This window comes from Bradyrhizobium sp. Rc3b, assembly GCF_900114915.1.
Lineage (GTDB): Bacteria > Pseudomonadota > Alphaproteobacteria > Rhizobiales > Xanthobacteraceae > Bradyrhizobium.
Window position 1 is genome coordinate 117,121 of record NZ_FOUS01000010.1, and the last position, 23,365, is coordinate 140,485.

Annotated in this window: 18 protein-coding genes; 3 read left to right on the forward strand and 15 right to left on the reverse strand. The window is 63.9% G+C overall.

Annotation, left to right across the window (positions count from 1 at the left end; translation table 11 throughout):
- Positions 1 to 9: 9 nt before the first annotated feature.
- From BM190_RS23735 to BM190_RS23770, 8 genes are all read right to left on the reverse strand, one after another.
- A complete protein-coding gene (locus tag BM190_RS23735; protein WP_092259598.1) occupies positions 10 to 1,260 on the reverse strand; it encodes an adenylate/guanylate cyclase domain-containing protein in 1,251 nt (416 codons plus the stop codon).
- Positions 1,257 to 1,646, reverse strand: coding sequence for a response regulator (locus BM190_RS23740; protein ID WP_018315558.1), 390 nt, complete (start codon positions 1,644 to 1,646; stop codon positions 1,257 to 1,259). The genes BM190_RS23735 and BM190_RS23740 overlap by 4 nt, the downstream gene beginning before the upstream one ends.
- Positions 1,643 to 4,240: an ATP-binding protein gene (locus tag BM190_RS23745; RefSeq protein ID WP_092259600.1), complete on the reverse strand. Its 2,598-nt coding sequence runs from the start codon at positions 4,238 to 4,240 to the stop codon at positions 1,643 to 1,645. Before BM190_RS23745 ends, BM190_RS23740 begins: the two co-directional genes overlap by 4 nt.
- A 146-nt stretch (positions 4,241 to 4,386) precedes the next feature.
- Positions 4,387 to 7,482, reverse strand: coding sequence for a MexW/MexI family multidrug efflux RND transporter permease subunit (locus tag BM190_RS23750; protein ID WP_038972774.1), 3,096 nt, complete (start codon positions 7,480 to 7,482; stop codon positions 4,387 to 4,389).
- 70 nt (positions 7,483 to 7,552) lie between these two features.
- Positions 7,553 to 8,746, reverse strand: a complete 1,194-nt coding sequence (locus tag BM190_RS23755) for an efflux RND transporter periplasmic adaptor subunit (protein WP_177237250.1) — start codon at positions 8,744 to 8,746, stop codon at positions 7,553 to 7,555.
- A gap of 1 nt (position 8,747) precedes the next feature.
- Positions 8,748 to 9,434: a TetR/AcrR family transcriptional regulator gene (locus BM190_RS23760; RefSeq protein WP_177237251.1), complete on the reverse strand. Its 687-nt coding sequence runs from the start codon at positions 9,432 to 9,434 to the stop codon at positions 8,748 to 8,750.
- A gap of 161 nt (positions 9,435 to 9,595) precedes the next feature.
- Positions 9,596 to 10,186: a thiamine pyrophosphate-dependent enzyme gene (locus BM190_RS23765; protein WP_092259606.1), complete on the reverse strand. Its 591-nt coding sequence runs from the start codon at positions 10,184 to 10,186 to the stop codon at positions 9,596 to 9,598.
- Positions 10,183 to 10,725, reverse strand: coding sequence for a phosphonopyruvate decarboxylase (locus BM190_RS23770; RefSeq protein ID WP_026201519.1), 543 nt, complete (start codon positions 10,723 to 10,725; stop codon positions 10,183 to 10,185). Before BM190_RS23770 ends, BM190_RS23765 begins: the two co-directional genes overlap by 4 nt.
- 105 nt (positions 10,726 to 10,830) lie before the next feature.
- On the opposite strand from BM190_RS23770, the gene BM190_RS23775 reads away from it, so the two are divergent.
- From BM190_RS23775 to BM190_RS23785, 3 genes are all read left to right on the forward strand, one after another.
- Positions 10,831 to 12,051, forward strand: a complete 1,221-nt coding sequence (locus BM190_RS23775; protein ID WP_092259608.1) for a cytochrome P450 — start codon at positions 10,831 to 10,833, stop codon at positions 12,049 to 12,051.
- Positions 12,052 to 12,245: 194 nt separating this feature from the next.
- Positions 12,246 to 13,460, forward strand: a complete 1,215-nt coding sequence (gene rocD / locus BM190_RS23780) for an ornithine--oxo-acid transaminase (RefSeq protein WP_092259610.1) — start codon at positions 12,246 to 12,248, stop codon at positions 13,458 to 13,460.
- A 622-nt stretch (positions 13,461 to 14,082) separates the two neighbouring features.
- Positions 14,083 to 15,456 (forward strand): Spy/CpxP family protein refolding chaperone, encoded by a 1,374-nt coding sequence (locus tag BM190_RS23785; RefSeq protein ID WP_244550716.1) that lies wholly within the window; start codon positions 14,083 to 14,085, stop codon positions 15,454 to 15,456.
- Positions 15,457 to 15,620: 164 nt separating this feature from the next.
- Here the strand turns inward: BM190_RS23785 and BM190_RS23790 are convergent, their stop codons facing one another.
- From BM190_RS23790 to BM190_RS23820, 7 genes are all read right to left on the reverse strand, one after another.
- Positions 15,621 to 15,812 carry a hypothetical protein gene (locus BM190_RS23790; RefSeq protein WP_092259961.1) on the reverse strand — a complete coding sequence of 64 codons (192 nt, stop codon included), beginning with the start codon at positions 15,810 to 15,812 and terminating at the stop codon, positions 15,621 to 15,623.
- A 604-nt stretch (positions 15,813 to 16,416) separates the two neighbouring features.
- Positions 16,417 to 17,280: a sugar phosphate isomerase/epimerase family protein gene (locus BM190_RS23795; protein ID WP_092259613.1), complete on the reverse strand. Its 864-nt coding sequence runs from the start codon at positions 17,278 to 17,280 to the stop codon at positions 16,417 to 16,419.
- Positions 17,280 to 18,470 (reverse strand): dihydrodipicolinate synthase family protein, encoded by a 1,191-nt coding sequence (locus BM190_RS23800; RefSeq protein ID WP_092259615.1) that lies wholly within the window; start codon positions 18,468 to 18,470, stop codon positions 17,280 to 17,282. The genes BM190_RS23795 and BM190_RS23800 overlap by 1 nt, the downstream gene beginning before the upstream one ends.
- A 136-nt stretch (positions 18,471 to 18,606) precedes the next feature.
- The gene (locus tag BM190_RS23805) at positions 18,607 to 19,758 is read right to left on the reverse strand and encodes a Gfo/Idh/MocA family protein (RefSeq protein ID WP_092259617.1); all 1,152 of its coding nucleotides are present in this window, start codon (positions 19,756 to 19,758) and stop codon (positions 18,607 to 18,609) included.
- The gene (locus BM190_RS23810; protein WP_092259619.1) at positions 19,755 to 21,152 is read right to left on the reverse strand and encodes a hypothetical protein; all 1,398 of its coding nucleotides are present in this window, start codon (positions 21,150 to 21,152) and stop codon (positions 19,755 to 19,757) included. The genes BM190_RS23805 and BM190_RS23810 overlap by 4 nt, the downstream gene beginning before the upstream one ends.
- A gap of 203 nt (positions 21,153 to 21,355) precedes the next feature.
- Entirely contained in the window at positions 21,356 to 22,201 is an 846-nt protein-coding gene (locus tag BM190_RS23815) for an ABC transporter ATP-binding protein (RefSeq protein WP_018322821.1), read from the reverse strand.
- A gap of 151 nt (positions 22,202 to 22,352) precedes the next feature.
- Positions 22,353 to 23,345, reverse strand: a complete 993-nt coding sequence (locus BM190_RS23820; RefSeq protein ID WP_177237254.1) for an ABC transporter substrate-binding protein — start codon at positions 23,343 to 23,345, stop codon at positions 22,353 to 22,355.
- Between the last annotated feature and the right edge of the window lie 20 nt (positions 23,346 to 23,365).

A 23,365-nucleotide genomic window follows, 5' to 3' on the forward strand; every position in this document is an offset into this window, starting at 1 on the left:
GGCGAACTCCTATTCCAGTTGCATGCGAATGCCCTTGGCGCCGTTGAGCAGGCGCCTCAGGTGAAAGCCGGCCAGGGAATCGTCGGCGTGCATGCCGACCAGCGCGGCAAAGGCCGGCATGGCCGCGGCATCACCGGCCTCCATCTTGGCGAAAGCCTCCGAATACAGCGCCGTTTCCGGCGCTTCGAACTTGCCCGGTGGCAGCGGCTCGAACGCGCGCAACGGCTCGCTGCGTCCGCGCAGCATCAGCTCCCCCACGGGGCGGCCTTGAAAATTCTCCGCCGCCTCGGCGACGCTGGCGCTGACGCAAATGCGGGTGCCCAGATGCTTGTTGGCGGCCTCCAGCCGCGCCGCGATGTTGATGGAGTCCCCATACGCGGTGTAATCGAAGAAGCGGTTGCCGCCGAAATTGCCGACCAGCGCGGGACCGGCGTGAATGCCGATGCGGGTGGCACCGAAGGTCACGCCCATGGCGCTCTGGCGCGCGCGAAAGTCCTGCGCCCAGGCATCGAGCTCATGGGCGCAGGCGACCGCACGCGTGGCATAATCCGGCTGATCGCCGGGCGCGTTGAAGAGCACCTGGATCGCATCGCCGATGATCTTTGCGACCGTGCCCTCATGGGCGAAGACGATTTCGGTCATGCCGCCGACATACTCGTTAAGCAACTTGCCCAACGTCTCGGGCGGCGCGCTCTCGACCAATGAGGTGAAGCCGGTAATATCGGTGAAGATGGTGGCGACATCGCGCCACTGCACTTCGATGCCCTCGCCGTCGCCGCTGGCGGCCAGACGCTTGGCAAGCTCGGGCGAGAAATGACGCGATAGCGCGGCATGGGCGCGCTCGGCTTCCATCTGGCGCCGCCGCACCTCGCGCAGCATCTCGATATGGCGGATGGTCTTCTCGATGGTGGCTTCCAGATCGGCGAAGTCGATCGGCTTGGTCAGGAAGTCGAACGCGCCGCGGTTCATTGCGGTGCGGATATTGCTCATGTCGCCATAGGCCGAGACGATGATGGTCGACTTCTTGTCCTCGGCCTCCTGGAGTTTCGCGAGCAGCGAGAGGCCATCCATCCTGGGCATGTTGATATCGGAGACCACCATGTCGACCTGCGGGTTCTGCTCGAGCGAGGCCAGCGCCTCGATACCGTCGCGGGCGAATATGATGGCGACCTGTCCGTCGCGGATCTGCCTGCGAAACTTTTGCAGGACCAGCGCTTCGAGATCCGGCTCGTCGTCGACGAAGAGGATGGTCGCGCTCATGCGGCTTGCTCGAGCCTCGTGTCGATCTCCTGTCGCAGCAAGGCAAAGTCGATCGGCTTGGTGAGAAGCCCGACGGCGCCGCGCTCGATCGCCTTTCGCCGCGTCTCGGCGTCGCCATAGGCCGTGATCATGATGACGGGGACGTCCGGATGCGCGGCACGCACCTTCGGCAGCATGTCGAGCCCGCTCATGCCGGGCATGTTGATGTCGGACAGGATCAGGATCAGCGAGGGATCGCGAACCTCGGCGGCCCGCTTGAGCGCATCGGGCGCCGAGGAGGCGAACTCCATCTGGAAGCGGCCGGCGCGCAGCTCGCGCCGGAATTGCTGCCGGAACAGCGCCTCGACGTCGGGCTCGTCGTCGACGACCAGGATGTAAACGTTCACGACTTGCCTCCGGAAGTGCCGTCCGCCGCCATCGTGCGCGGCAGGGTGATGATGAACTCGGTGAATACACCTTGTGTGGTGTTCACGTCGATGGTGCCACCGTGCTGCTTCACGACGATGTCATGGCTCATGGAGAGGCCGAGCCCAGTGCCCTCGCCGGCCGGCTTGGTGGTGAAGAAGGGATTGAACATCTTCTCCTTCACCTCGGGCGGAATTCCCGTGCCATTGTCACGAATCCGGATCTCGACCCTGCCACCAAGGTCTTTTGTTGCTGCGCTCAAACTCGGCTCGAAGGTCTCACCCGCGCTCTCCTTGCGCTTGGCCGTGGCATAGAAGCCGTTCGAGATCAGGTTGAGCAAGACGCGCGTGATCTCCTGCGGATAGATGTCGACCATACCGGCAGCGGGATCGAACGTGCGCTGGAGCGTAACGTTGAAGGACGGCCGTTCGGCGCGCGCGCCATGATAGGCGAGATTGAGGCTCTCCTCGACGATCGCATTGATGTCGACGGCCCGATGCTCGCCGGAACCCTCGCGCGAATGCAGCAGCATGTTCCTGACGATGGAATCGGCGCGCTTGCCGTGCTGCACCACCTTCTCGAGATTGCTCCTCAGCATGCGGGTCAGCTCGTCGACCTCCTCCCTGGTCTTGCCGTCGAGCGCAGCCGATTGCAGCGCCTCGTTGAGCTCATCGATCAGCTCCGTCGAGAGAGCGGAGAAATTGTTGACGAAGTTGAGCGGGTTCTTGATCTCGTGGGCGATGCCGGCGGTGAGCTGGCCGAGCGAGGCAAGCTTCTCGGTCTGGATCAGGCGATCCTGGGCGGCGCGCAGCTCGCTCAGGGATTGGGACAGTGCCTCGGTGCGCTCACGCAACTCTCGAAGCAGCCGCGTGTTCTCGATGGCGATGACCGCTTGCCTGGTGAAGTTTTCGACCAGCGCGATCTGCTTGTCCGTGAAGAGCCGTACCTCCTTTCGAAAGATCGTAATCGCGCCGATCAATTGATCTTCCTTAAGCATGGGAACGACCATGAGCGTGCGGGCTCCGGCAACCTCCACCATCGGAATGACATTGGGAACGCGAGCCAGGTAAGCCGGGCTCTCCCTAAGATCGGGAACCTGCGAAGACTTGCGTGTCTTGACGACAGTTTCAAGCGAGGTGCCGGGATAAGGACGCATCGGTGTGCGTCGCCTGAAATCAGAGAACTCGGATGGAAGGTTGTAGTCCGCAGCCAGATTGAACTCTTCGCCGTCCCAAAAATTCATCGTTCCAAAGGATGCGCCGCACACGCGCGTGGCATTCTCCAGCATTTTGCGAAACACCGGCTCCAGCTCGCCCGGCGAGGAGCTGATCACTTCCAACACTTCGGACGTTGCGGTCTGCTGTTCCAGCGATTCCCGCAGTTCCGCAGTGCGCTGCTCGACCTTGTTTTCGAGGTCGGCATAGGATTCCTGCAAGCGCGCGCCCATGTCGTTGAACTGGTCGGCGAGCCCTTCGAGCTCGTCGCCCGTCCGGATCGAGATGCGCTGGGAGAAGTCGCCACCGCCGATCCGTTCCGCACCGCTGCGCAGGGCCTGGATCGGCCCGACCATGCGGCGCGCAAGGAATACCCCCGCAAGCACCGCGAAGATCGACGCCCCGAGCAGCACGATCGCAAGCCGCTGCAGCGAGGCGTAGAGCGACGCATAGGCCTCCTCGACCGGCAGCTCGACGAACATGGTCCAGTGCAACGGCTCGATTGGTGCCGATGCGGTCAGGACCTTCTGGCCCTGGATGTTGCGCGCTTCCTCGAGCGCGTCCGGCATGGTGCCGCCGGCCGCCTGCGCGGCGCGCACCTGTGCGAGGCCGGACATGTCGGTGTTGCGCAGCACGAGACTGATATCGGGGTGCGCGATCAGGCGCCCTTCCGGGCCGACGACATAGGCATGCCCGTGCTGGCCGACCTTGATCTGCGAGACCACGTCCCAGATCAGCTTGAGATTGACCTCGGCAATACTGACACCTGCATCCCTGCGCGCGCCGGCCAGCGCCAGCGTCATGTAGGGCTCAGACTCCCGGCGGAAATAGACCGGACCGTAATAGACCTTGTGCGCTACCGCCTCGGTGAACTTCGGATCATTGGACAGGTCGATCCCGCTCTCGATCGCATCCATCGCCAGCCGCGAGACCCGCAACCGTTCCTTGCCGGTCGAATCCACCTGGGCAAGCTCGGTGATCCCGGGCACCTGGCGCAGCAGCCGCAGCGCGTCGAACCGGCGCTGCTCGGTCGAGCCCGCCGACCACGGCAGTTGCGTCGTCCATCCGAGCTGGTTCTCGATTTCCTTGACGAATTGGCCGATCTTGGCTGCGGCCGCCTCGGCCTGCTCATGCTGGACCCGGATCAGCGAAGCCTTGTGCTCGCGATAATAGAAGAAGACCTCGAACAGGCCGTTGGCCAGCAGCGCGATGGCGACGACAGCCACGAACAGCGCGACATATTTGGTGAACAGCCGGGTCCTGATCCCCCGCCCCGCACCCGCGCCGGCAGCGACGCCATCCGAGGCCGCGCTCGGCAGCGTCCTGGCTTGCGGGGTGTCGGGATGGAGAGAAAGGCTCATCACCCGGAACCTAGCAAGAAGACGGGACCTTGTCTTTCGCAAGCGCGGGATAAGGCCCCATCCAGTGAGCCCGGCGCCCGGACGCAACAAAAAGGGTGGCAGCGGACCCGCCGCTGCCGCCCTCGTTCGCTTGCTAGCTTGCGGCGTCAGGTCGGCCGCAGGGCCTTGGAGCCAAGGTCGAGCTCATTGACCTGCTTGTTCCGCTCGGAATCGGCGGCCGCGCGATGGTCGGTTGCCAGCACCACATAGACCGCGGGCAGCACGAACAGCGTGAACAGCGTGCCGATCGACATGCCGGCCACGACGACCAGGCCGATCGAGAAGCGGCTGGCCGCGCCCGCGCCGGTCGCAGTCAGGAGCGGGATCAGTCCGGTCACCATCGCGGCCGTCGTCATCAGGATCGGCCGCAGGCGGATGCGGGCCGACATTTCGATGGCCGAGCGGCGGTCGAGCCGCTCGTTGACCTGGAGCTCGTTGGCGAACTCCACCATCAGGATGCCGTGCTTGGTGATCAGGCCGACCAAGGTGAGCAGACCGACCTGGGTGTAGATGTTCATGGTCGCCACGCCGAAGAACAGCGGAATCAGCGCACCGACGATCGCCATCGGCACCGAGATCATGATCACCAACGGGTCACGCAAGCTCTCGAACTGCGCGGCCAGCACCAGGAAGATGATGATGAGCGCGAAGCCGAAGGTGATCGCAAGCTGATTGCCTTCCTGCACGTACTGCCTGGAGTCCGCGAGATAGTCGTGGCTGAAGCCTTGCGGCAGCTTCTTGGCCTCGCTTTCGAGGAAGTCGACCGCCGCACCGACGGTCACGCCGGGCATCGGCACGGCCGAGAACGTCGCCGAATTGAGCTGATTGTAGTGCGTCAGCGAGTTTGGATCGGTCTTGGTCTCGATCGACACCACCGTCGACAGCGGAAGCTGCTGGCCGGTGTTGGTCGTCACATAGAAGCCACCGAGCGATTCCGGCGACAGCCGCTTGGCGCGCGGAACCTGCGGGATCACCTGGTAGGACCGGCCCTCCAGATTGAAGCGATTGACGTAGTTGCCACCCAGCAGGACCGCGAGCGTGGCGCCGAGGTTCTGCATATTGACGCCGAGATCCTGCGCCTTGGTGCGGTCGATCGTGACCTTCACGTTCGGCTGGTTGTAGGCAAGATCGCTGTCGGAGACGATGAACATGCCGCTCTTGCGCGCAGCGTCCTTCAGCTTCTCCATCTGCTCATAGACCGTCTGGAACCCGGCGGTGGAATTGATCACCATCTGCACCGGAAGACCGCCCGGCCCGCCCGGCAGCGGCGGCAGGTTGAATGCGAAGGCCTGCACGCCCTCGATCTTGGAGAGCTCGGCCTGCACCAGCGGCTTCAACTGGATCGACGAGCGCTTGCGCTCCTCCCAGGGCTTGAGCAGCATGCCGGCGATGCCGCCCTGCGGGCCGTTGATGCCGTTCAGCACGAAACGCAGATCGGTCTCGGGGAATTTCGAAAATTCGTGGTCGAGCTTGTCGCCGTAGAAATCGACATAGTCGATGTTGGCGTATTTCGGCGCTTTGGTCACCGCGAACACGATGCCCTGGTCTTCCTCAGGCGCCAGCTCCTTCGACGTGTGCATGTAGAGGAAGCCGACGAGTCCGAGGATCGTCACCGCGAACAGGCCCGTGATCGCCTTGTAGTCGAGCGAGCGGTCGAGCCTGCGGCCGTACCAGCGCGTCAGCGCACCGAACACCTTGTTGACGGCCTTGGCGAAGCGGCCCTCTTCGGTGTTCTTCAGCAGCACCGAGCACATCATCGGCGACAATGTCAGCGCGATCACGCCCGACACGATCACCGAGCCCGCCAGCGTGAAGGCGAATTCGCGGAACAGCGATCCGGTGAGGCCGCCAAGGAAGCCGATCGGCGCGTACACCGCGGCGAGCGTGATGGTCATCGAGATGACCGGGCCGACGATTTCACGCGCGCCTTGCAGCGAGGCCTGGACCGGCGTCTTGCCCTCCTCCAGATGGCGATGGATGTTCTCCACCACGACGATAGCGTCGTCGACCACGAGGCCGATCGCCAGCACCATCGCGAGCAGCGTCAGAAGGTTGAAGCTGAATCCCAGCGCCAGCATCAGGGTGCAGACGCCGATCATCGACAAGGGAATCGTGACGACGGGAATGATGACCGACCGCAGCGACGCCAGGAACAGGAAGATCACCACGATCACGATGATCACGGCTTCGCCGAGCGTCTTCTCCACCTCGTCGATCGAGGATTGGATGAACTTGGTCGAGTCGTAGGCGACCTTCATCTTCATCGATGGCGGCAGATTGCGCTCGAGCTCGGGGAACAGCGCGCGCACGCCCTTGACCAGCGTCAGCGGGTTGCCCTGCGGGGTTGCCTGCACGCCGATGAAGATCGCGTGCTCGCCGTTGAAGGCGACGCTTGCATCCGTGCTTTGGGCGGCAAGCTCGACGGTGCCGATGTCCTCCATCCGCACGAAGCCGCCGTCCTTGGCCTTGACGATCATCTTCTTGAACTGGTTGACGTCGGTCAGGCCCGTGTTCGTCGAGACGTTCGAGACGATGAGATAGCCCTTGGTCTGGCCCGCCGCGGACTGAAAGTTGTTGGCGGTGATCGCCGCAGCGACGTCAGCCGGCGACACGTTGCGGCCGGCCATCTTCTCGGGATCGAGCCACAGCCGCATCGCGAAGGTCTGGCCGCCGAGAATGTCGGCGGAAGCCACGCCGTCGACGGTCGACAGCACCGGCTGCACCACGCGCGTCAGATAATCCGAGATCGCCGAGCCCGAGAGCTCCTCGGACGAGAAGCCGAGATACATCACGGCCGTAGTCTGGCCCGTGGTCTTGGTGACGATCGGGTCGTTGGATTCCTTCGGGATCAGGTATTTGACCGAATTCGTCTTCGCCAGCACCTCGGTGAGAGCCTGGTTCGGATCGAAGTTCAGCTTGATGTAGACCTGGATCGTCGAGGTGCCGAGCACCGAGGACGAGGTGATGTAGTCGACGCCCTCGGCGGACGCGACCGCCTGCTCGATCGGCGTGGTGATGAAACCCTGGATCAGATCCGCGGACGCGCCCGGATAGACGGTCGTGATGTTGATGACCGTGTTCGACAGCTTCGGATATTGCCGGATCGGCAGCACCATCGCCGCGCGCAGCCCGATCAGCAGGATCAGCAGACTGACAACGACCGACAGAACCGGGCGTTTGATGAAAATATCGGTAAAGCGCATCGCGGCGATCTCGATTTATATGTCTCAAGAAAAGTGATCCGGCCGAGCCGGATCACTTGAATGCAGAGGGTCAGTAGCGCGGCGGCTGCGCCGGGATCTGCGGAGCCGGGTCGGTCGAAATCGACACCGCCGCGCCCGATTGCAGCTTGAGCTGGCCGACGGCAACGACCTTGTCGCCCGCCTTCACGCCCTTGATGATTTCGACGCGACCTTCGACCCGGTTGCCGGTCTGCACAAAGGTGCGCACCGCGGACAGGCTGGTCTTGCCGTCTTCTTCCTTCTTCTCGGTGATCACGAACACCGAGTCGCCGTACAGCGTGTAGTCGACCGCCGTCTCCGGAACGGTGATCACGGCCGGCTTGTCCGGCAGCACCACCGTGGTGGTCACGAACATGCCGGGCTTCAGGATCTTCTCCGGATTGGCGATCGTCGCCTGCACGCGGATGTTGCGGGTGTCGGTCGAGATTTGCGGTTCGATCGTGGTGATCTTGCCTTCGAAGATACGGCCCGGATAGGCATCGACCTTCAACTTGACAGTCTGGCCGACCTTGAGGCTGCCGGAATCCTTTTCCGTCACGGTGAAGTTGGCCCACAGCTCCGACAGATCGGTCAACGACACGATCGCCGTACCCGCCGTCAGATACTGACCGACCTCGACCTTGCGGACGCCGAGATCGCCGGAGAACGGTGCGCGCACCAGCTTCTGCGAGATCAGCGCCTCGGTCTTGGCGATGCCGGCCTGCGCCTGGTCGTAGGCGGCCTGCGCGGTATCGACGGTCGCCTGCGGACCGAACTGGCGCGCGGCCAGCTGCTTGGCACGATCAAGCGACAGCTGCGCGACGGTCGCCTGGGCCTTGTAATTGGCAAGGTCGCCCTGCTCCGGCGCGTCGAACAGCTGGACCAGCGGCGTGCCGGCTTCGACGCGCGTGCCCGGCGCGAACTTGATCTCGGTGACGCGGCCGTTGACGTCGGCACTGACGTCGACCTGGTGCACGGCGACGAGGCCGCCGACCGCGGTGAGCAGGTTCGGCACCACCTCGGACTTGGCCTCCGCCGCGCTGACCGCGGTCGGCGGCGGCTTGTTGTTGGCGAAGAACTGCTTGATCATCTGGCCGCGGAAATAATTGAACCAGACGAGGCCGCCGACCAGCACCGCCAGGAGCGTGCCGACGATGATGAACCAGAGCACCGGCCGGACCGGACGCTTGGGAGCCTTGCTGTCGATCGGTTCGCCCGAAATCTTGTGTTCGGTTACGATGTTCATGTCATGCACTCTCTGCAATCGCCGCCTTGCCGGCATCCGCGGCCTGATTGTGGCCCAGATGCGAAGCAATTGCGGCGTCGTTAAGTCCGATACCCCTCAGGAGAAACTCACACAGCTGCCGCTCGAGGTCTTCAGCCTTGCCGTAAGCGAGGCAAGGCGTGGCCGGCAGCCTGGTCAGCGCCGCAGTCATCACCGAGTGATGCGCAAACCAGAACAGGTTGAGTGGATTGCCGCTGCATGGCCGTGCGTCCCCGGCGGCAACGGCACGTTCGAGCGAGGAGACGAAGATCGCCCCGATCAGCGTCTCGATCTTGGCATACAGCAAACGGGCGAATTCGCCATCATCCAAATGGCTCGTGGCCATCAGTCGCAGGCGCTGGGCCTCTTCCTGATCGGGACCATCAGCGATGTGCAGGAAATGCTCGACCATGCCGCGGATCACTTCGACCAGCGTGGCGGTCGAAGGCTCCCGCTCGAGAAGCTCGGTGAGCGCCGGGTCGGCCTCGCATTCGTCGCTGAGGATTTCGGCGTAGAGCGCCGCCTTGGACGGGAAATGCTTGAACAGCAACGCCTCGGAAATGGCAGCGGCGGCCGCCACGCTCTTGGTCGTGGTGCCGGTATAACCATGTCGGGCAAAGCAGCGTTTCGCGGCTCCGAGGATCAATTGACGCCTCAGGTCGCTCGTCATACGCAATGAGCTCATGCTAGTGAGTAAGCACTCACCCACGCAAAAAGTCAAGCACTATGTTGCATCGCAACCTGAGTGCGTCGTTAATTCAGTGGAAATTGGCCCTGCCTGCACGGCTTCCGTGCAGGACCTGGGCGCCGGTGGGAATGGACAGGCCCGCCCTAGATTGGCTGGAAGCCGAGGTCGCCGCGGATCCGGTTGAGGATGTAAGTCCCGTCCCGGCTTGGCAAAATCCGCTCAAGGCTGGCGCTGTCGATCTTCATATTGGCAAAGCGCGGCCCCGCAGAGACGTCGTGGACGGCTTTGGCAAAGGCCTCGACCTCGGCCATGGTCGTGATGGCCCGGCTATCCCCGATGCCGCAGGCCTTGGCGACGCCAACGAGATCGGCGGCAGCGGAGGTGTGGCTGGTCTGGCCGCCCGTTTCGCCATAGGCCTCGTTGTCGAGCACTGCGATCGAGAGGTTGGACGGCTTCTGCAGCCCGATGGTGGCCAGGCTGCCCATGCCCATCAGCATCTCGCCGTCGCCGGTGATGACCAATACCGGCAGTTTTGGCTGCGCCAGGGCGAGCCCCAGCCCGATCATCGCGGCGCCGCCCATGCCGCCCCAGAGGTAGAAATTGCGGGGGTGGTCGCCGGCCGCGCACATGTCGTTGGTGGAGGCCCCAAGGCCGCCGATCGCGACGACGTCCTTGCGGTCCGCGAGCAGCGTGGACACCACCTGGCGGCGATCGAGGAGATTAGCCTTGCTCATTTGGTGAAAACCTTGGCGCCGATCAGGCGCTGCGACAGAAGGACAGCGGTGGGGGTGAGCGCGTTGTAGGCTTGCGACGCAGCGGCTTCGAGCACGGCCGGCACCTCGGCCGCGCTGGAGGCCCGCAGCACCTGGACACCCGACAGCTCGAACACGCCCTGCGTGGTCGAGCCCATCGGCACCTGCCACGGATTGAACTCGCCCCACTCGCCGCGCATGGTCACCAGCGTCAGGAACGGGAAGCGCAGGATCGGGATCAGCGACAGCATGTTGATGCAATTGCCGACGCCGCTCGACTGCATCAGCAGGACGCCGCGCTGTCCGCCGGCCCAGGCGCCGGCGAGAAGCGCCACGCCCTCCTCTTCCGTCGTGAGCGGAATGCCGCGCATCGTGGACGATGCCAGCACGCGCTGGATCAACTTGGAATGGCCGGCATCCGGCACGTAAGGTACCTGCCTGACATCGAAGCGTTGCAAGGTCGCGAAAATATCATCGGGCCAATTCGGCGCCGTGTCGGCAGCGTCAGCGCGTGCGTGCATTTTCCTGTCCGGTCGGCTAGCAAGGTGGGCAGACTGTAGACGCATGCGTGCGCCGACCAGAACAACAAAAACGGCATAACGGCTTTAACCGGCGAGTATAACGGGATGAACGCAGATGCGAAGGCGCTGGCGGCAAGCTTCGACCTCGAGAAGCTGACGCCGGAATTCTACGACGACCCCTACCCGACCTATCGTGCACTGCGGGAGAACGAGCCGGTCAAGCGCCTGCGCAGCGGCACCGTGTTCCTGACCCGCTATGACGATCTCGTCACCACCTACAAGAACACCAAGTCGTTCAGCTCGGACAAGAAGCGCGAGTTCGCGCCGAAATACGGCGACACCCCGCTCTACGAGCATCACACCACCAGCCTCGTCTTCAACGATCCGCCCGCGCATACCCGCGTGCGTCGCCTGATCATGGGCGCGTTGTCGCCGCGGGCGATCGCCGGCATGGAGCCTGACATCGTCAAGCTGGTGGACGGTCTGCTCGATGCCATCGCGGCCAAAGGGGCTTGCGAGCTGATCGAGGATTTCGCCGCGTCCATCCCGATCGAGGTGATTGGCAATCTGCTCGACGTGCCTCACGAGGAACGCGGGCCACTGCGCGACTGGTCGCTGGCGATCCTGGGTGCGCTCGAACCCGTGGTGTTGCCCGAGGTCGCCGCGCGCGGCAACAAGGCGGTGACGGATTTTCTCAGCTATCTCCAGACGCTGGTGGCACGCCGGCGCGACAAGCCGGGCAATCCCGAGCGCGATGTGCTGACACGCCTGATCCAGGGTGAGGAGAATGGCGAGCGGCTGACCGAGAAGGAGCTGCTGCACAATTGCATCTTCCTGCTCAATGCCGGGCACGAGACCACCACCAATTTGATCGGCAACGGCCTCGTCGCGCTGGATCGCAATCGCGACCAGAAGCAGCGGCTGATCGGCAATCCCGACATGATCAAGACCGCCGTCGAGGAGATGCTGCGCTATGAGAGCTCGAACCAGCTCGGCAACCGCATGACCACGGAAAAGATCGAACTCGGCGGCGTCATGCTCGATGCCGGCACGTCGGTGACGCTGTGCATTGGCGCCGCCAACCGCGATCCCGCACAGTTTCCGGACCCCGAGAGCTTCGACATCGCGCGCACACCGAACCGGCATCTCGCCTTCGCCACCGGCGCGCATCAATGCGCCGGCATGGCGCTGGCGCGGCTGGAGGGCGCGATTGCGATCTCGCGGTTCCTGGCGCGCTTCCCGAACTATGCCGTCAGTGGCCAGCCGGTGCGGGGCGGACGGGTGCGGTTTCGCGGCTTTTTGAGCGTGCCCTGTACGATCGGCTGAGGGCTCGACACCAAAAACTGCGAAAACAACCCCATGCACAGTAGAGAACCCTCTGATACTTTTGGCAAATCAGATCGGGCTACGCCACCGGAGGGATGAAGACTTCCAAGGCGGCAAGTTGATACCCAGATCAAGCTGAGGGCCGGCGGTGCAGTCGGTTGGCACCGCCGCGCGCAGCCATGGAGTGACGACAGATGAGCGCGTCGGTCATTGATTTCGTCGCAACGGAAGCACGCTTTGGGGCCCATAATTACGAGCCGATCGGGGTCGTCTTGTCCCGCGGCGAAGGTGTCTGGGTCTGGGATACCGAGGGCAACCGCTATCTCGATTGCCTCTCGGCCTATTCGGCGGTCAGCCAGGGCCACTGCCACCCCAAGATCCTGGCGGCGATGGTGGAACAGGCGCACAGGCTGACGCTCACTTCGCGCGCCTTCCACAACGACCAGCTCGCCCCCTTCTACGAAGAGATCGCGGCACTGACCGGCTCCCACAAGGTGCTGCCGATGAACAGCGGCGCCGAGGCGGTCGAAAGCGCGATCAAGTCGGTGCGCAAATGGGGCTATGAGGTGAAGGGCGTGCCGGACGGCCAGGCCGAGATTATCGTCTGCGCCAATAATTTCCACGGACGCACGCTGGGCATCGTCGGCTTTTCAACCGACCCCGACACTCGCACACATTTCGGCCCGTTCGCGCCGGGCTTCAAGATCATCCCGTTCGGCGACGCCACGGCGCTGGCGGAGGCAATCACCCCAAACACGGTCGCCTTTCTGGTCGAGCCGATCCAGGGCGAAGCCGGTGTCATCCTTCCTCCAGCCGGTTATTTCGCTGAGGTGCGGGAGCTCTGCACCACCAACAACGTGATGCTGGTACTCGACGAGATCCAGACCGGGCTCGGCCGCACCGGCAAGCTTCTCGCCGAACAGCACGAGGGAATCGAGGCGGACGTGACGCTGCTCGGCAAGGCCTTGTCCGGCGGCTTCTATCCGGTATCGGCCGTGCTCTCGAACAACGACGTGCTCGGGACATTGAGGCCCGGCCAGCATGGTTCGACGTTTGGGGGCAATCCGCTTGCCTGCGCGGTGGCGCGCGCGGCGCTGCGCGTGCTGACCGAGGAAGGCATGATCGAGAACGCGGCCAGGCAGGGCGCGCGCTTTCTGGAAGGCTTGAAAGACATTCGCGCCAACACGATCCGCGAGGTGCGCGGGCGCGGCTTGATGCTGGCGGTTGAGCTGCATCCCGAGGCCGGCCGCGCCCGCCGCTACTGCGAGGCGCTTCAGAGCAAGGGCATCTTGGCCAAGGATACCCACGAGCAGACGATCCGCATCGCTCCGCCGCTGGTAATCACAAGCGACCAGGTCGACTGGGCGTTAGAGCGGCTCGCCACCACCCTGACGCAGGATTTCTCTTGAGGCGGCCTGCGTCGGAAGATCGCAATGCCGGCCGCGGCCGGCAACGAACGATTCCGCCAGCTGCGCGTTGAACGTCGTGGGCGATTACGAGCTGGGAGCGACAATCATGCTTCCGCATGGCGCTTGCCTTACGGCTGCTTTCATTGGTGTCTCGATGCTGGCGACGAGCGTCGGCGCGCTCGCCCAAGGACCCGGCCAGGGACATGGAAGGGGCGGACCTGCCGGTCCGGCCGCAGCGCCGGCAGCACGGCCAGCAGCACCGCCGGCCATGGCCCGTCCGGCGGCGCCGCCAGCGATGGCACGTCCCGCCGCCCCGGCGTTCCATCCACCGGCCATGCCGCAGCGACCGGCCATGGCGCCGCGCCCGGCGCCCCACATCGCCGCACCGCCGCCGCGTCCGGGCCCCCGTTTTGCAGCACCGCCGCCGCGTCCGGGCCCCCGTTTTGCAGCACCACCGCCGCGAGCCGCCCCGCACGTGGCAGCGCCGCGACCTGAAATCCACCGGGCGCAGGCAGCACCACAACGTCCGGCCATGGCCCCGCGGCCGACGCCGCATATCGCCGCCCCCTCGCGTCCAAGCGGGCCATCGGCTGTGACCGCGCGGCCGCCGCGACAGGAGGGGATGGAGCAGCGCGCGCAGCAGCATCAGCAGCAGATCCAGCAGCGACAGCAAATCGTGCAGCAGCGGCAGCGCGAGATGCTCACGCGTCAGAGCTCGGAACGGCAGAGCCGCATCGATCGGATGCAACAGCGCGTGCAGCAATTGCAGTCGCAGAAGCCGGAAGGCGTGCGGGCGCAACGTGCACAGGAGCGGACGCTGCAGACGCAGAACCGCCTGCTCCAGCGCGAACAGAGCATGCAGCAGCGCGATCAGGCGCGCCTGCAGCGGTTGGGCCCCGAGCCCGCCACAGTTGGGCGAGCCGCCGCTGCCGTCGCCGCCGTGCAGGCGGCCGAGCGCGGGCGATTTGCCGAGCGCTTCCGCGAGCAGGCCCCTGCGCAAGCCCAGGCGGCGCTCACCACCCGCCAGAGCGGCTGGGCTCCCCGGCAGGCCTGGCGACACCGCCATCCCGCGGTGTTCGTGGCGTGGCTTGGGCCGGTGTTCTGGCCTTACGCTTATTCCGACATTTTCAACTACACGTTCTGGTCCTATGGCTACGAGCCCGGTTATTGGGCATATGCCTATGACGACTTCGTCGACACCGTGTTCTGGGGTGGTGACGGCCCCTACTCCGCCTATGCCAGCACCAACCCGTATGATTATCCGCAAGCCGGCGGCAGCAGTCGCGCCCGTCCGCGCGCGAGCGTGAGCCCGCAAACGCTACAGCAACTGTGCGGCACACCGGACAAGGGCGTCACCGCCTGGCCGCTTGCCGATATCGCGAAAGCGGTGCGGCCGACGCCGGAGCAACGCGCGCTGCTCGATGAATTGAAGACCGCGGCGGCCAACGCTGCCGGCGTGTTCAAGGACTCCTGCGCGGAGACCTATGCACTAACTCCCCCCGGCCGCCTGCGCGCGATGATGAACCGCATCAGCGCGACGCTGGAAGCCGTCAAGATCGTTCGACCGGCCCTGGAGAATTTCTACAACTCGCTCAGTGACGAGCAGAAGGCCAGCTTCAATGCGCTCGGCCCGAATGTCGGCGAGCGCTCGCCGCAGCAACAAGCCAACGTCGAGGGCTGCGGCGATCCGAAATCCAGCCTGACCCAGCTGCCGATCCAAAGGATCGAGGCTGTGCTCCACCCAGCCGGCAAGCAGAAGGAGGCGCTCGACCGCCTCAGCGAAGCGACAGCCAAAGGCGTTGAAGGCCTGCAAGCGGCTTGCCCGAACGATGTGCCGCTGACGCCGGTCGGACGGCTGGAGGCGATGCAGCACCGGCTCGAGGCGATGCTGACGGCCGCCAAGCTGGTAGAGCCTGCGCTGGACGAGTTCTATGCCACGCTGAGCAGCGAGCAGAAGGCGCGCTTCAACACGCTGCAACAGGTCGCGGGGCCGTGAGGACGGCATCGCGTTCTCTCGTTGCAATTTGCGTCGCGGTCGAACGAAGCGGGGTCACGTAATCGTCCTGCTTCAAAGCTCGACGAGACCATGTATGTCGCTGCCGCGCACTCTCTGTGAGGGTGCGGCGGCACGTAACGCAAGCGACAGCCTCGTTTCCGACCTCACGAGGACTGCCCAGCCTCATTCGTGTTTGTGATCGCGTTGCATTGCTGGAAGTGAGAAGACAACTCGAGATTAGCCAGATGATCCCAGTATTCCGCTTCTGCGAGCAGCTTCCATTTGTTCATGCTGTTGTACGCGGCCTGTTGGCGGCATAGTGAGCTCATCGCACGCAAACGCTGCACCTTATCCACTGCGAACCTCTCTTCACGCTTGCTTGTTTGCAAGCGCATTCTGTTGTCACAGCTTCGCAGATCGAATTGACAGGTGATAGTCCGGTGTTTGACGGTGAATCAATGATAGCGCAATCGTCCGACTTTTCGGCGAACGGCCGTGGCCGACAAATTCGATCGCAAAACCAGTTTGGCACGGCGCATTGAATTGCAGATCGTCCTTGGCGGTCCTTCGCCGCGCCAAAGCACGCCAGTGCCTTCGGCAAAGCTCGCCAGCCATGTCACGCCGGACACGGCAATGGCCCCGACGGTTGCACGTCGGGGCCATTCAAGGTCAACAGGCATGGGTACATCCGCCGTCCCTGCTGATCGTTGATGCCACTGATTACCGCATCCGATCTGGCACAGACTGTGGCGAGGCTGCGGCATCGGCATGATGACATTCTGCCTGAAAGCTGATGGCAGTCCACCACATCTTTGGTGGTACTCCGACCAGCTCGCCGCCTCGCCAGCGGGGCGAACTTGCGCTGGACCAGTTCTATCGACGCCGAACAGCGGGCAGAACGTCCGCTTCAACACGCTGCAACAGCTCGCCAGCCCGTAGGGGCCGCCACTCGTGGTAACTTTACACCGCCGCCTTATGCCGCGCGATGCAGGTCCGCAGCACCTCCTCCATCGGCTTGCCCCACCAATCGTGGGAGAAGATCTCGATCTCGGAATAGCCTTCAAAGCCCTCCGCTTCGACCGCCGCCCGCACGGATTTGATGTCGATGACGCCGTCGCCCATCATGCCGCGGTCGTTGAGGATGTCCTTTGTCGGCACCAGCCAGTCGCAGACATGGAACGCGAGCAGGCGATCCTTGCCGGCGCGCGCGATCTGGCTCATCAGCTCCGGATCCCACCAGATGTGATAGACGTCGAGCGCGACGCCGAGCATGCCGCTGCGAGCAGGATCGAGCCGGTCGCAGATGTCGAGCGCCTGCTTCGTCGTATTCACGCAGGCGCGGTCGGCCGCGTAAGCCGGATGCAGGGGCTCGATCGCCAGCGGCAGTTTGGCCTGCCTCGCGTAGTCGAGCATGTCGGCGAGAGCCTCCTCGACCTGCCCGCGTGCCGTCACGATGTCCTTCGAGGCCTCGCTGCCCGGCCGCGAATATTGCGGCAGGCCGCCGACGACCAGGACGATGCAGGGCGCGCCCAGCGCTTTGGCCTCGTCGACGCAGCGCCTGTTGTCGTCGCGCACTTCACTCCGGCGCGATGCGTCCGAGGTGAACATGCCGCCGCGGCAATAGCCTGAGAGCTCGAGGCCGGCATCGCGCACTGCGCGCGCGGCGCGGTCGAGGCCGACGGATGCCACCTGGTCGCGCCAGGGATCGATGGCGCGGATGCCTTGCTTTGCACAGGCATTGATGATCTCGACCAGGTCACCCTGCTTGCGGACGGTTGCCGTGTTCAGCGACAACCAGCGATGGTCGGACGAAAATTCGCGCATCAGGATTCGATACCGTGGGTGGCGAGCACGGTCTTCATCCGCTGCGTCGCGAGTTCAGGGTTGGCGAGCAGGCCGGCCTTGTCGGCCAGACGGAACAGCTCGGCCAGATGCAACGTAGAGCGCGTGCTCTCCTGTCCCCCGACCATGGTGAAATGGTCCTGGTGGCCGTTGAGATACGCCATGAACACCACGCCGGTCTTGTAGAACCGCGTCGGCGCCTTGAAGATGTGACGCGACAGCGGCACCGTCGGCCCCAGCACGTCGTGGAATCCGGCTTCGTCGCCGGCCGCCAGCCGCGACAGTGCGTAGGATGCCGCCGGCGCAATGGCGTCAAAAATACCAAGCAGCGCATGCGAAAAGCCCTGCTCGTCGCCGGCGATCAGCTCCGCGTAATTGAAGTCATCGCCGGTGTACATCTTGATGCGCTTGTCGAGGCGCCGGCGCATGTCGATCTCGCGCTGCTTGTCGAGCAGAGAGACTTTTACGCCATCGACCTTGGCGGCGTTGCCGTTGATGATGGCCACGGCCGTGTCCATCGCCTTGTCGAGATCCCCGGTGCCCCAATATCCCGCCAGCGCCGGATCGAACATGTCGCCGAGCCAGTGAATGATCACGGGCTCACGGACCTGCGACAGCACGCGGTCATAGACCTTGGCGTAATCGTCAGCGTTGCGACCAAGCTTGGCCAGCGCGCGCGATGCCATGAGGATGATGCGGCCACCGACCTTCTCCACCGCCGAGATCTGCTCCTCATAGGCGCGGATCACGTCGTCGAGGCTCCTGGCATCCTCGACCACGAGATGGTCCGTGCCGGCGCCGGAGAACACCAGCGCGTTGCGGCGCTTGGCGGCGGCGACCGAGCGCGTGATCAGCTCCAGCGAGGTCGGCCAGTCCAGCCCCATACCGCGCTGAGCGGTGTCCATGGCTTCGGCAACGCCAAGACCGAGGTCCCAGACGTGCTCGCGGAAGGCGATGGTCTTGTCCCAGTCGACGGCAGCCGACAGCCAGGGATCGTTGTCCGCGAAGGGATCGACGACCGTGTGCACGGCCGAGAAGGCTATGCGGTTCAGCGGTCCTTCGAGCTTTGCGGGAAACGTACGGGAGGCTGCGAGCCGGTAGGTCTCGATCGACCGGTCGGCCTTGGGCAGCTTGAGCGACAATGACGACATCGGCAGAACGGGCTTGTTCATGACTTCAGACCTCTCCCCGTCATTGCGAGGAGCGAAGCGACGAAGCAATCCAGACTGCCTCTGCAGAAAGACTCTGGAATGCTTCGCTTCGCTCGCAGTGACGGCTTAACAGACATCGAGACTTATCCAATCGATCTCACGCCTTGATCGGCGCGACGTCGATCCAGCGCCGCTCCTTCCAGCTCTTGAGCGCGCATTCGGCGAGCTGCACGCCCTTGACGCCTTCGAGCAGCGTGAACTTGTAGGGCGCATCCTCGTAGACGTGACGGATGAACATCTCCCACTGCTCCTTAAAACCGTTGTCGTAGCTGACGTTGTCAGGCAGCTTCTGCCAGTCGCCGTAGAAATCGTGCAGCCGCTTCTCGTCGGGATTCCACACTGGCCTCGGGGTGGCCTGCCGCGCCTGGATCATGCAGTCGCTGAGCCCCGCGACCGCCGAGCCATGGGTGCCGTCGACCTGGAAGGTGACGAGGTCGTCGCGATAGACGCGCGTCACCCAAGACATATTGATGTGGGCGATGACGCCGCCTTCGAGCTGGAACGTCGCATAGGCGGAATCATCCGCGGTCGCCTTGTACTTCTTGCCCTGCTCGTCGAAACGCTCGGGGATGTCGGTGTTGCCGATGCAGCTCACGCTCTGGACATTGCCGAAGAGGTTGTCGAGCACGTAGCGCCAGTGGCAAACCATGTCCAGAATGATGCCGCCGCCGTCTTCGTCGCGATAGTTCCAGGACGGCCGCTGCGCTTCCTGCCAACCACCTTCAAAGACCCAATAGCCGAACTCGCCGCGCACCGAGAGGATGCGGCCGAAGAAGCCGCTATCGCGCAGGAACGCGATCTTCTTCAGGCCGGGCAGGAACAGCTTGTCCTGCACCGTGCCGTGCTTGACGCCCTTGGCATTGGCGAGCTTGACGACTTCAAGCGCCTCCTCAAAATTCGTCGCGATCGGCTTCTCGCAATAGACGTGCTTGCCGGCATTGATCGCCTGGGTCAGCAAACCCGGGCGCGCCTGCGTGGTCGCGGCATCAAAGAACATGGTGTCGTTCTTGTCGGCGAGCGCCGCATCGAGATCGGTGGTCCAGCGTGTGATGTTGTAGCGCTTGGCGAGCGCCTCGACCTTCTCGGCGCTGCGGCCGACCAGGATCGGATCGGGCATCACGCGGTCGCCGTTCTTCAGCCGTACACCGCCCTGCTCGCGGATCGCGACGATCGAGCGGATCAGATGCTGGTTGAGCCCCATGCGGCCGGTGACGCCGTTCATGATGAGGCCGAGGCGTTGGGTGGTCATGTCAAATGCTCCTGAAGTGATCTCGGCTGTTCGAGCGGGCGGAGCGCCGACCAGTCCGGATGAACCGACGTCGCAAAGCCCGTTGCGTGGAGCGATCCCGTCAGGAGATCGCCGTTGTGAATGGAGAGGCGAATGCCCTGCCCGGTATCGGCATAGAGATCGGGATGCGCGGCGGCGAACGCCCGCGCTTCGGCGAGAGGCGTGTCGCCAAAGCCGTCGACATAGTGATGGCCGTTGCGTTCGGCATGGGTGACGCCGATGAAGGCGCCGAGCGCGAGGTCCTGCTGCACGGCGAGGCCGGCCTGGCAGGTCAGATCCTCGCCTGTGATGAAAAACGTTTCAGCGCCGGTAGTCCATTGCGCGGCGCGGACCGCGTTAAGGATCGATTTGTAGAGACCCTTGCAGGATTTCGAGGAGATGCCGCGATAGCCGAGCGGCCTCATCGCCAGAAACGTTCCGTAGGAATCATCGGCTTCGTCGATGATGAAGTCACGCGTGGCGAGCGACCCGAGAGCAGTCTGGAATGTAATATCGCGCGGCATTGGCTGCTCGATGTAAAGAAGCCGGGTCGAGATTCCGTGCAGGGCTGCGTCGCCATCAAGGCGATCGATCAATGCACGCAATGCAGCAAGGTCGGCGTATTGTTCGTTGGCGTCGAGGGAGACCTTGTAGTCACGATCCAGGTTTCCGAGTTCTTTGCCGATGCGCGCCAGCCGTGCCACATCTGCTTCCGGATCGCCCGACAATTTGAGCTTGAAATAGCGAGCGCCAGCGTTTTCGCGTACGTCCGCTACCCCACCCTCGCCCTCGATCTTGTCATCGAGGCCAACCGTGTGCCGTATAGCAACCCGCGGCAGAGGCGTTCGGCCCTTCAGAAACCCTGCGATCTCGGCGCCGGTCAGATCGAGTGACATCCGCCCGTCGATCCCCGCGATGTTGTCAGCCATTCCCTCGAAAAAGCTCGCACCGACCGCGCGCAGGAGCGCGTCGAGGATCGCCTTGTCGATTTCCGCCGGACCATAGCCCGCTGCAAGCGGCGGAATATCCTCTTCCGCACACGCCTTGACTTGGGCGGCAATACACGACGCATGCAATCCAAACGCTGGACGAAACCCGGTCTCCGCAAGATAAAGCCCGCGCGCAATCTCGAGCGACCGCCGCAAGCCATCCACCGTCTGCGCCGGGGACAGCTCCGGCCGCTTGTCGAACCATTTTGGCACGAGCAGCTCGGCACTGGCGCCGACCGCGCTCCCCCTGCCCTCCACCTCGATCTCGACTCGCACGAACAATTGCGGCGTCGCGTTGATCGTGATCGCACCGAAGCGGAATGGCCGCGCGAACTGCACGGGACGTTCGAAGAAGGCGATGTCTCGCAGCTTCAGGCGGGGTGACATAGTGCTAGTTGGTCCCGACGATTTCGCCACGGCGGCGGTGCACCTCTCCCGCTTGCGGGAGAGGTCGGCGCAACGCGCCGGGTGAGGGTTTTCTCCTCTTAGGGGTCCTCGCGAGCGGAGACACCCCCTCCCCGACCCTCCCCCGCAAGCGGGAGAGGGAGCGCATCGCCGTCGTGGTTGCAGCCGAGATTAGTCGCATTGCCTTAGTCCAATGCCCCTTGCGAGAAGAAATGCTTGCGGATGCGCTGCACAAGCTCGGTGAAAACCGGGTCGGCCATGACGTCGAGCGAGCGCGGGCGCGGCAGCGGTACGTCGTAGATCGCGGCGATTGCGCCGGGGCGCTCGGTCATGACCAGCACGCGGTCGGCCAGGAACACGGCCTCCGGAATCGAATGCGTGATCAGCAGCACCGTCTTCCTGGTCTCGCGCTGGATCCGCATCAGCTCGACATTCATGCGCTCCCGCGTCAGCGCATCGAGCGCGCCAAACGGCTCGTCCATCAGCATGATTTTTGGATCGTGCACCAGTGCGCGACAGATCGAGGCGCGCTGCTGCATGCCGCCGGAGAGCTGCCACGGCAGCTTCTTCTCGAAGCCTTCGAGGCCGACCAGCTTCAGCAGCGCCTTGGCGCGGGGAAGATATTTGTCCCGCGGCAGCCGCTTCATGTCGATCGGCAGCATGACGTTGGACAGAATGTTGCGCCAGGGCAGCAGTAACGCGTTCTGGAAGACGATGCCGACATTGCCGTGCGGCGTCGTCACCTTCTCGCCCTCGACCAGAATCTCGCCTGATGTCGGCGGCAGCAAGCCGGAGATCAGCTTGAGCAGCGTGGACTTGCCGCAGCCGGATGGCCCGACCACGACGAAGAACTCGCCGTCGTTGATGTGGAAGTCGAGCGGACGCAGCGACGGCACATCGCCGTCGCGCGTCCGGTAGGTCTTCGACACGCCGGACAGTTTGATGCCCGAGGCATCGCCCGCGGCCCGGTCGCTCACCAGTCTCAGATGGGCGGCCGGCTGGACATCGATTGGTTTGGTCGCAGGGTTCATCGCAGCGCCCTCCCCCCGTCGTCCCTGCGAATGCAGGGACCCATACGCCGTGCCGGTACGTTCAGGCACGCGGGGAAAGACCTTCCGCAACAATCAAGGCCGGTGGTTATGGGTCCCTGCGTTCGCAGGGACGACGGCGGATATTGATCGCTCACGAGCCACTCTTCGGCAGATAGTCGTTGGTGTAGAAGGCTTTCGGGTTGTCCTTGGCCTTGGCATCCAGTCCGCCATATTCGACCATCAGGTTGACGGAGTCCGTCATGTTCTGGTCCGTGACCTGGAACGGCCGCTTGCTCTTGGTCTCCGCGGTCCGGTACAGCGGAATGGTCAGCTCAAAACCCTGCGTCAGCGTGTCGATCTTGCCGCCCTTGGGGTTGGCATCGAGGATCGACTGCGCGGCGGCCTTCGGCTCCTTCTCGGCGGCTTCCACCGCCTTGGTCGTCGCCGACATGAAGCGGCGGACGAGATCGGCATTGGCCTTCACATAGTCGGCATTGGCGATGATGCCGGAGGAGACCATGTTGATGCCGTAGTCGGCAAACTTGATCGGGTAGACGTCCTTGCCGGTGGCGTCCTTGATCTTCATCGACTGGTCCATGACATAGCCGAGCAGCAGATCAGCCTGGCCGTTGATGACCGCATTGAGCTTGGTCTGGCCATCGCCGGCAACGGTCTGGAAGTCGCTCTCCTTCAGGCCCGTCTTCTTCAGGAACAGCGGCCAGATCTGGGTCATGGAATCGGCCGGCGTGATCGCCACCGTCTTGCCCTTGATGTCTTCGGGCTTCCTGATGTTCTTGTCGGCGAAGCCCATGGCGGACATCGGTGAGGTCTGGAGCAGCACGCCGGTCGCGACCACGGGCGCGCCCTTGATCGCGGCGCGCATCATGGTGGGGACGTCGACATAGCCGAAATCGGCAGTCTTGGCGGCGACGGCCTGCGTGGTCGCAGCCGAGCCGCGGCCTTCCTGGATCTCGAGCTCGATGCCCTCGGCGGCATAGATGCCCTTGGCCTTGCCGTAATAAAACGGCGCGTGCTCGCCATAGACGTACCAGTTCAGCATCAGCACGACCTTGTCGGCCGCCTGCGCCGGCATGGCCGCAAACACCATCAGCACCGCTGAGACAGCCCCAATCAACCGCTTCATCGTCACTCTCCCTTGCCGTT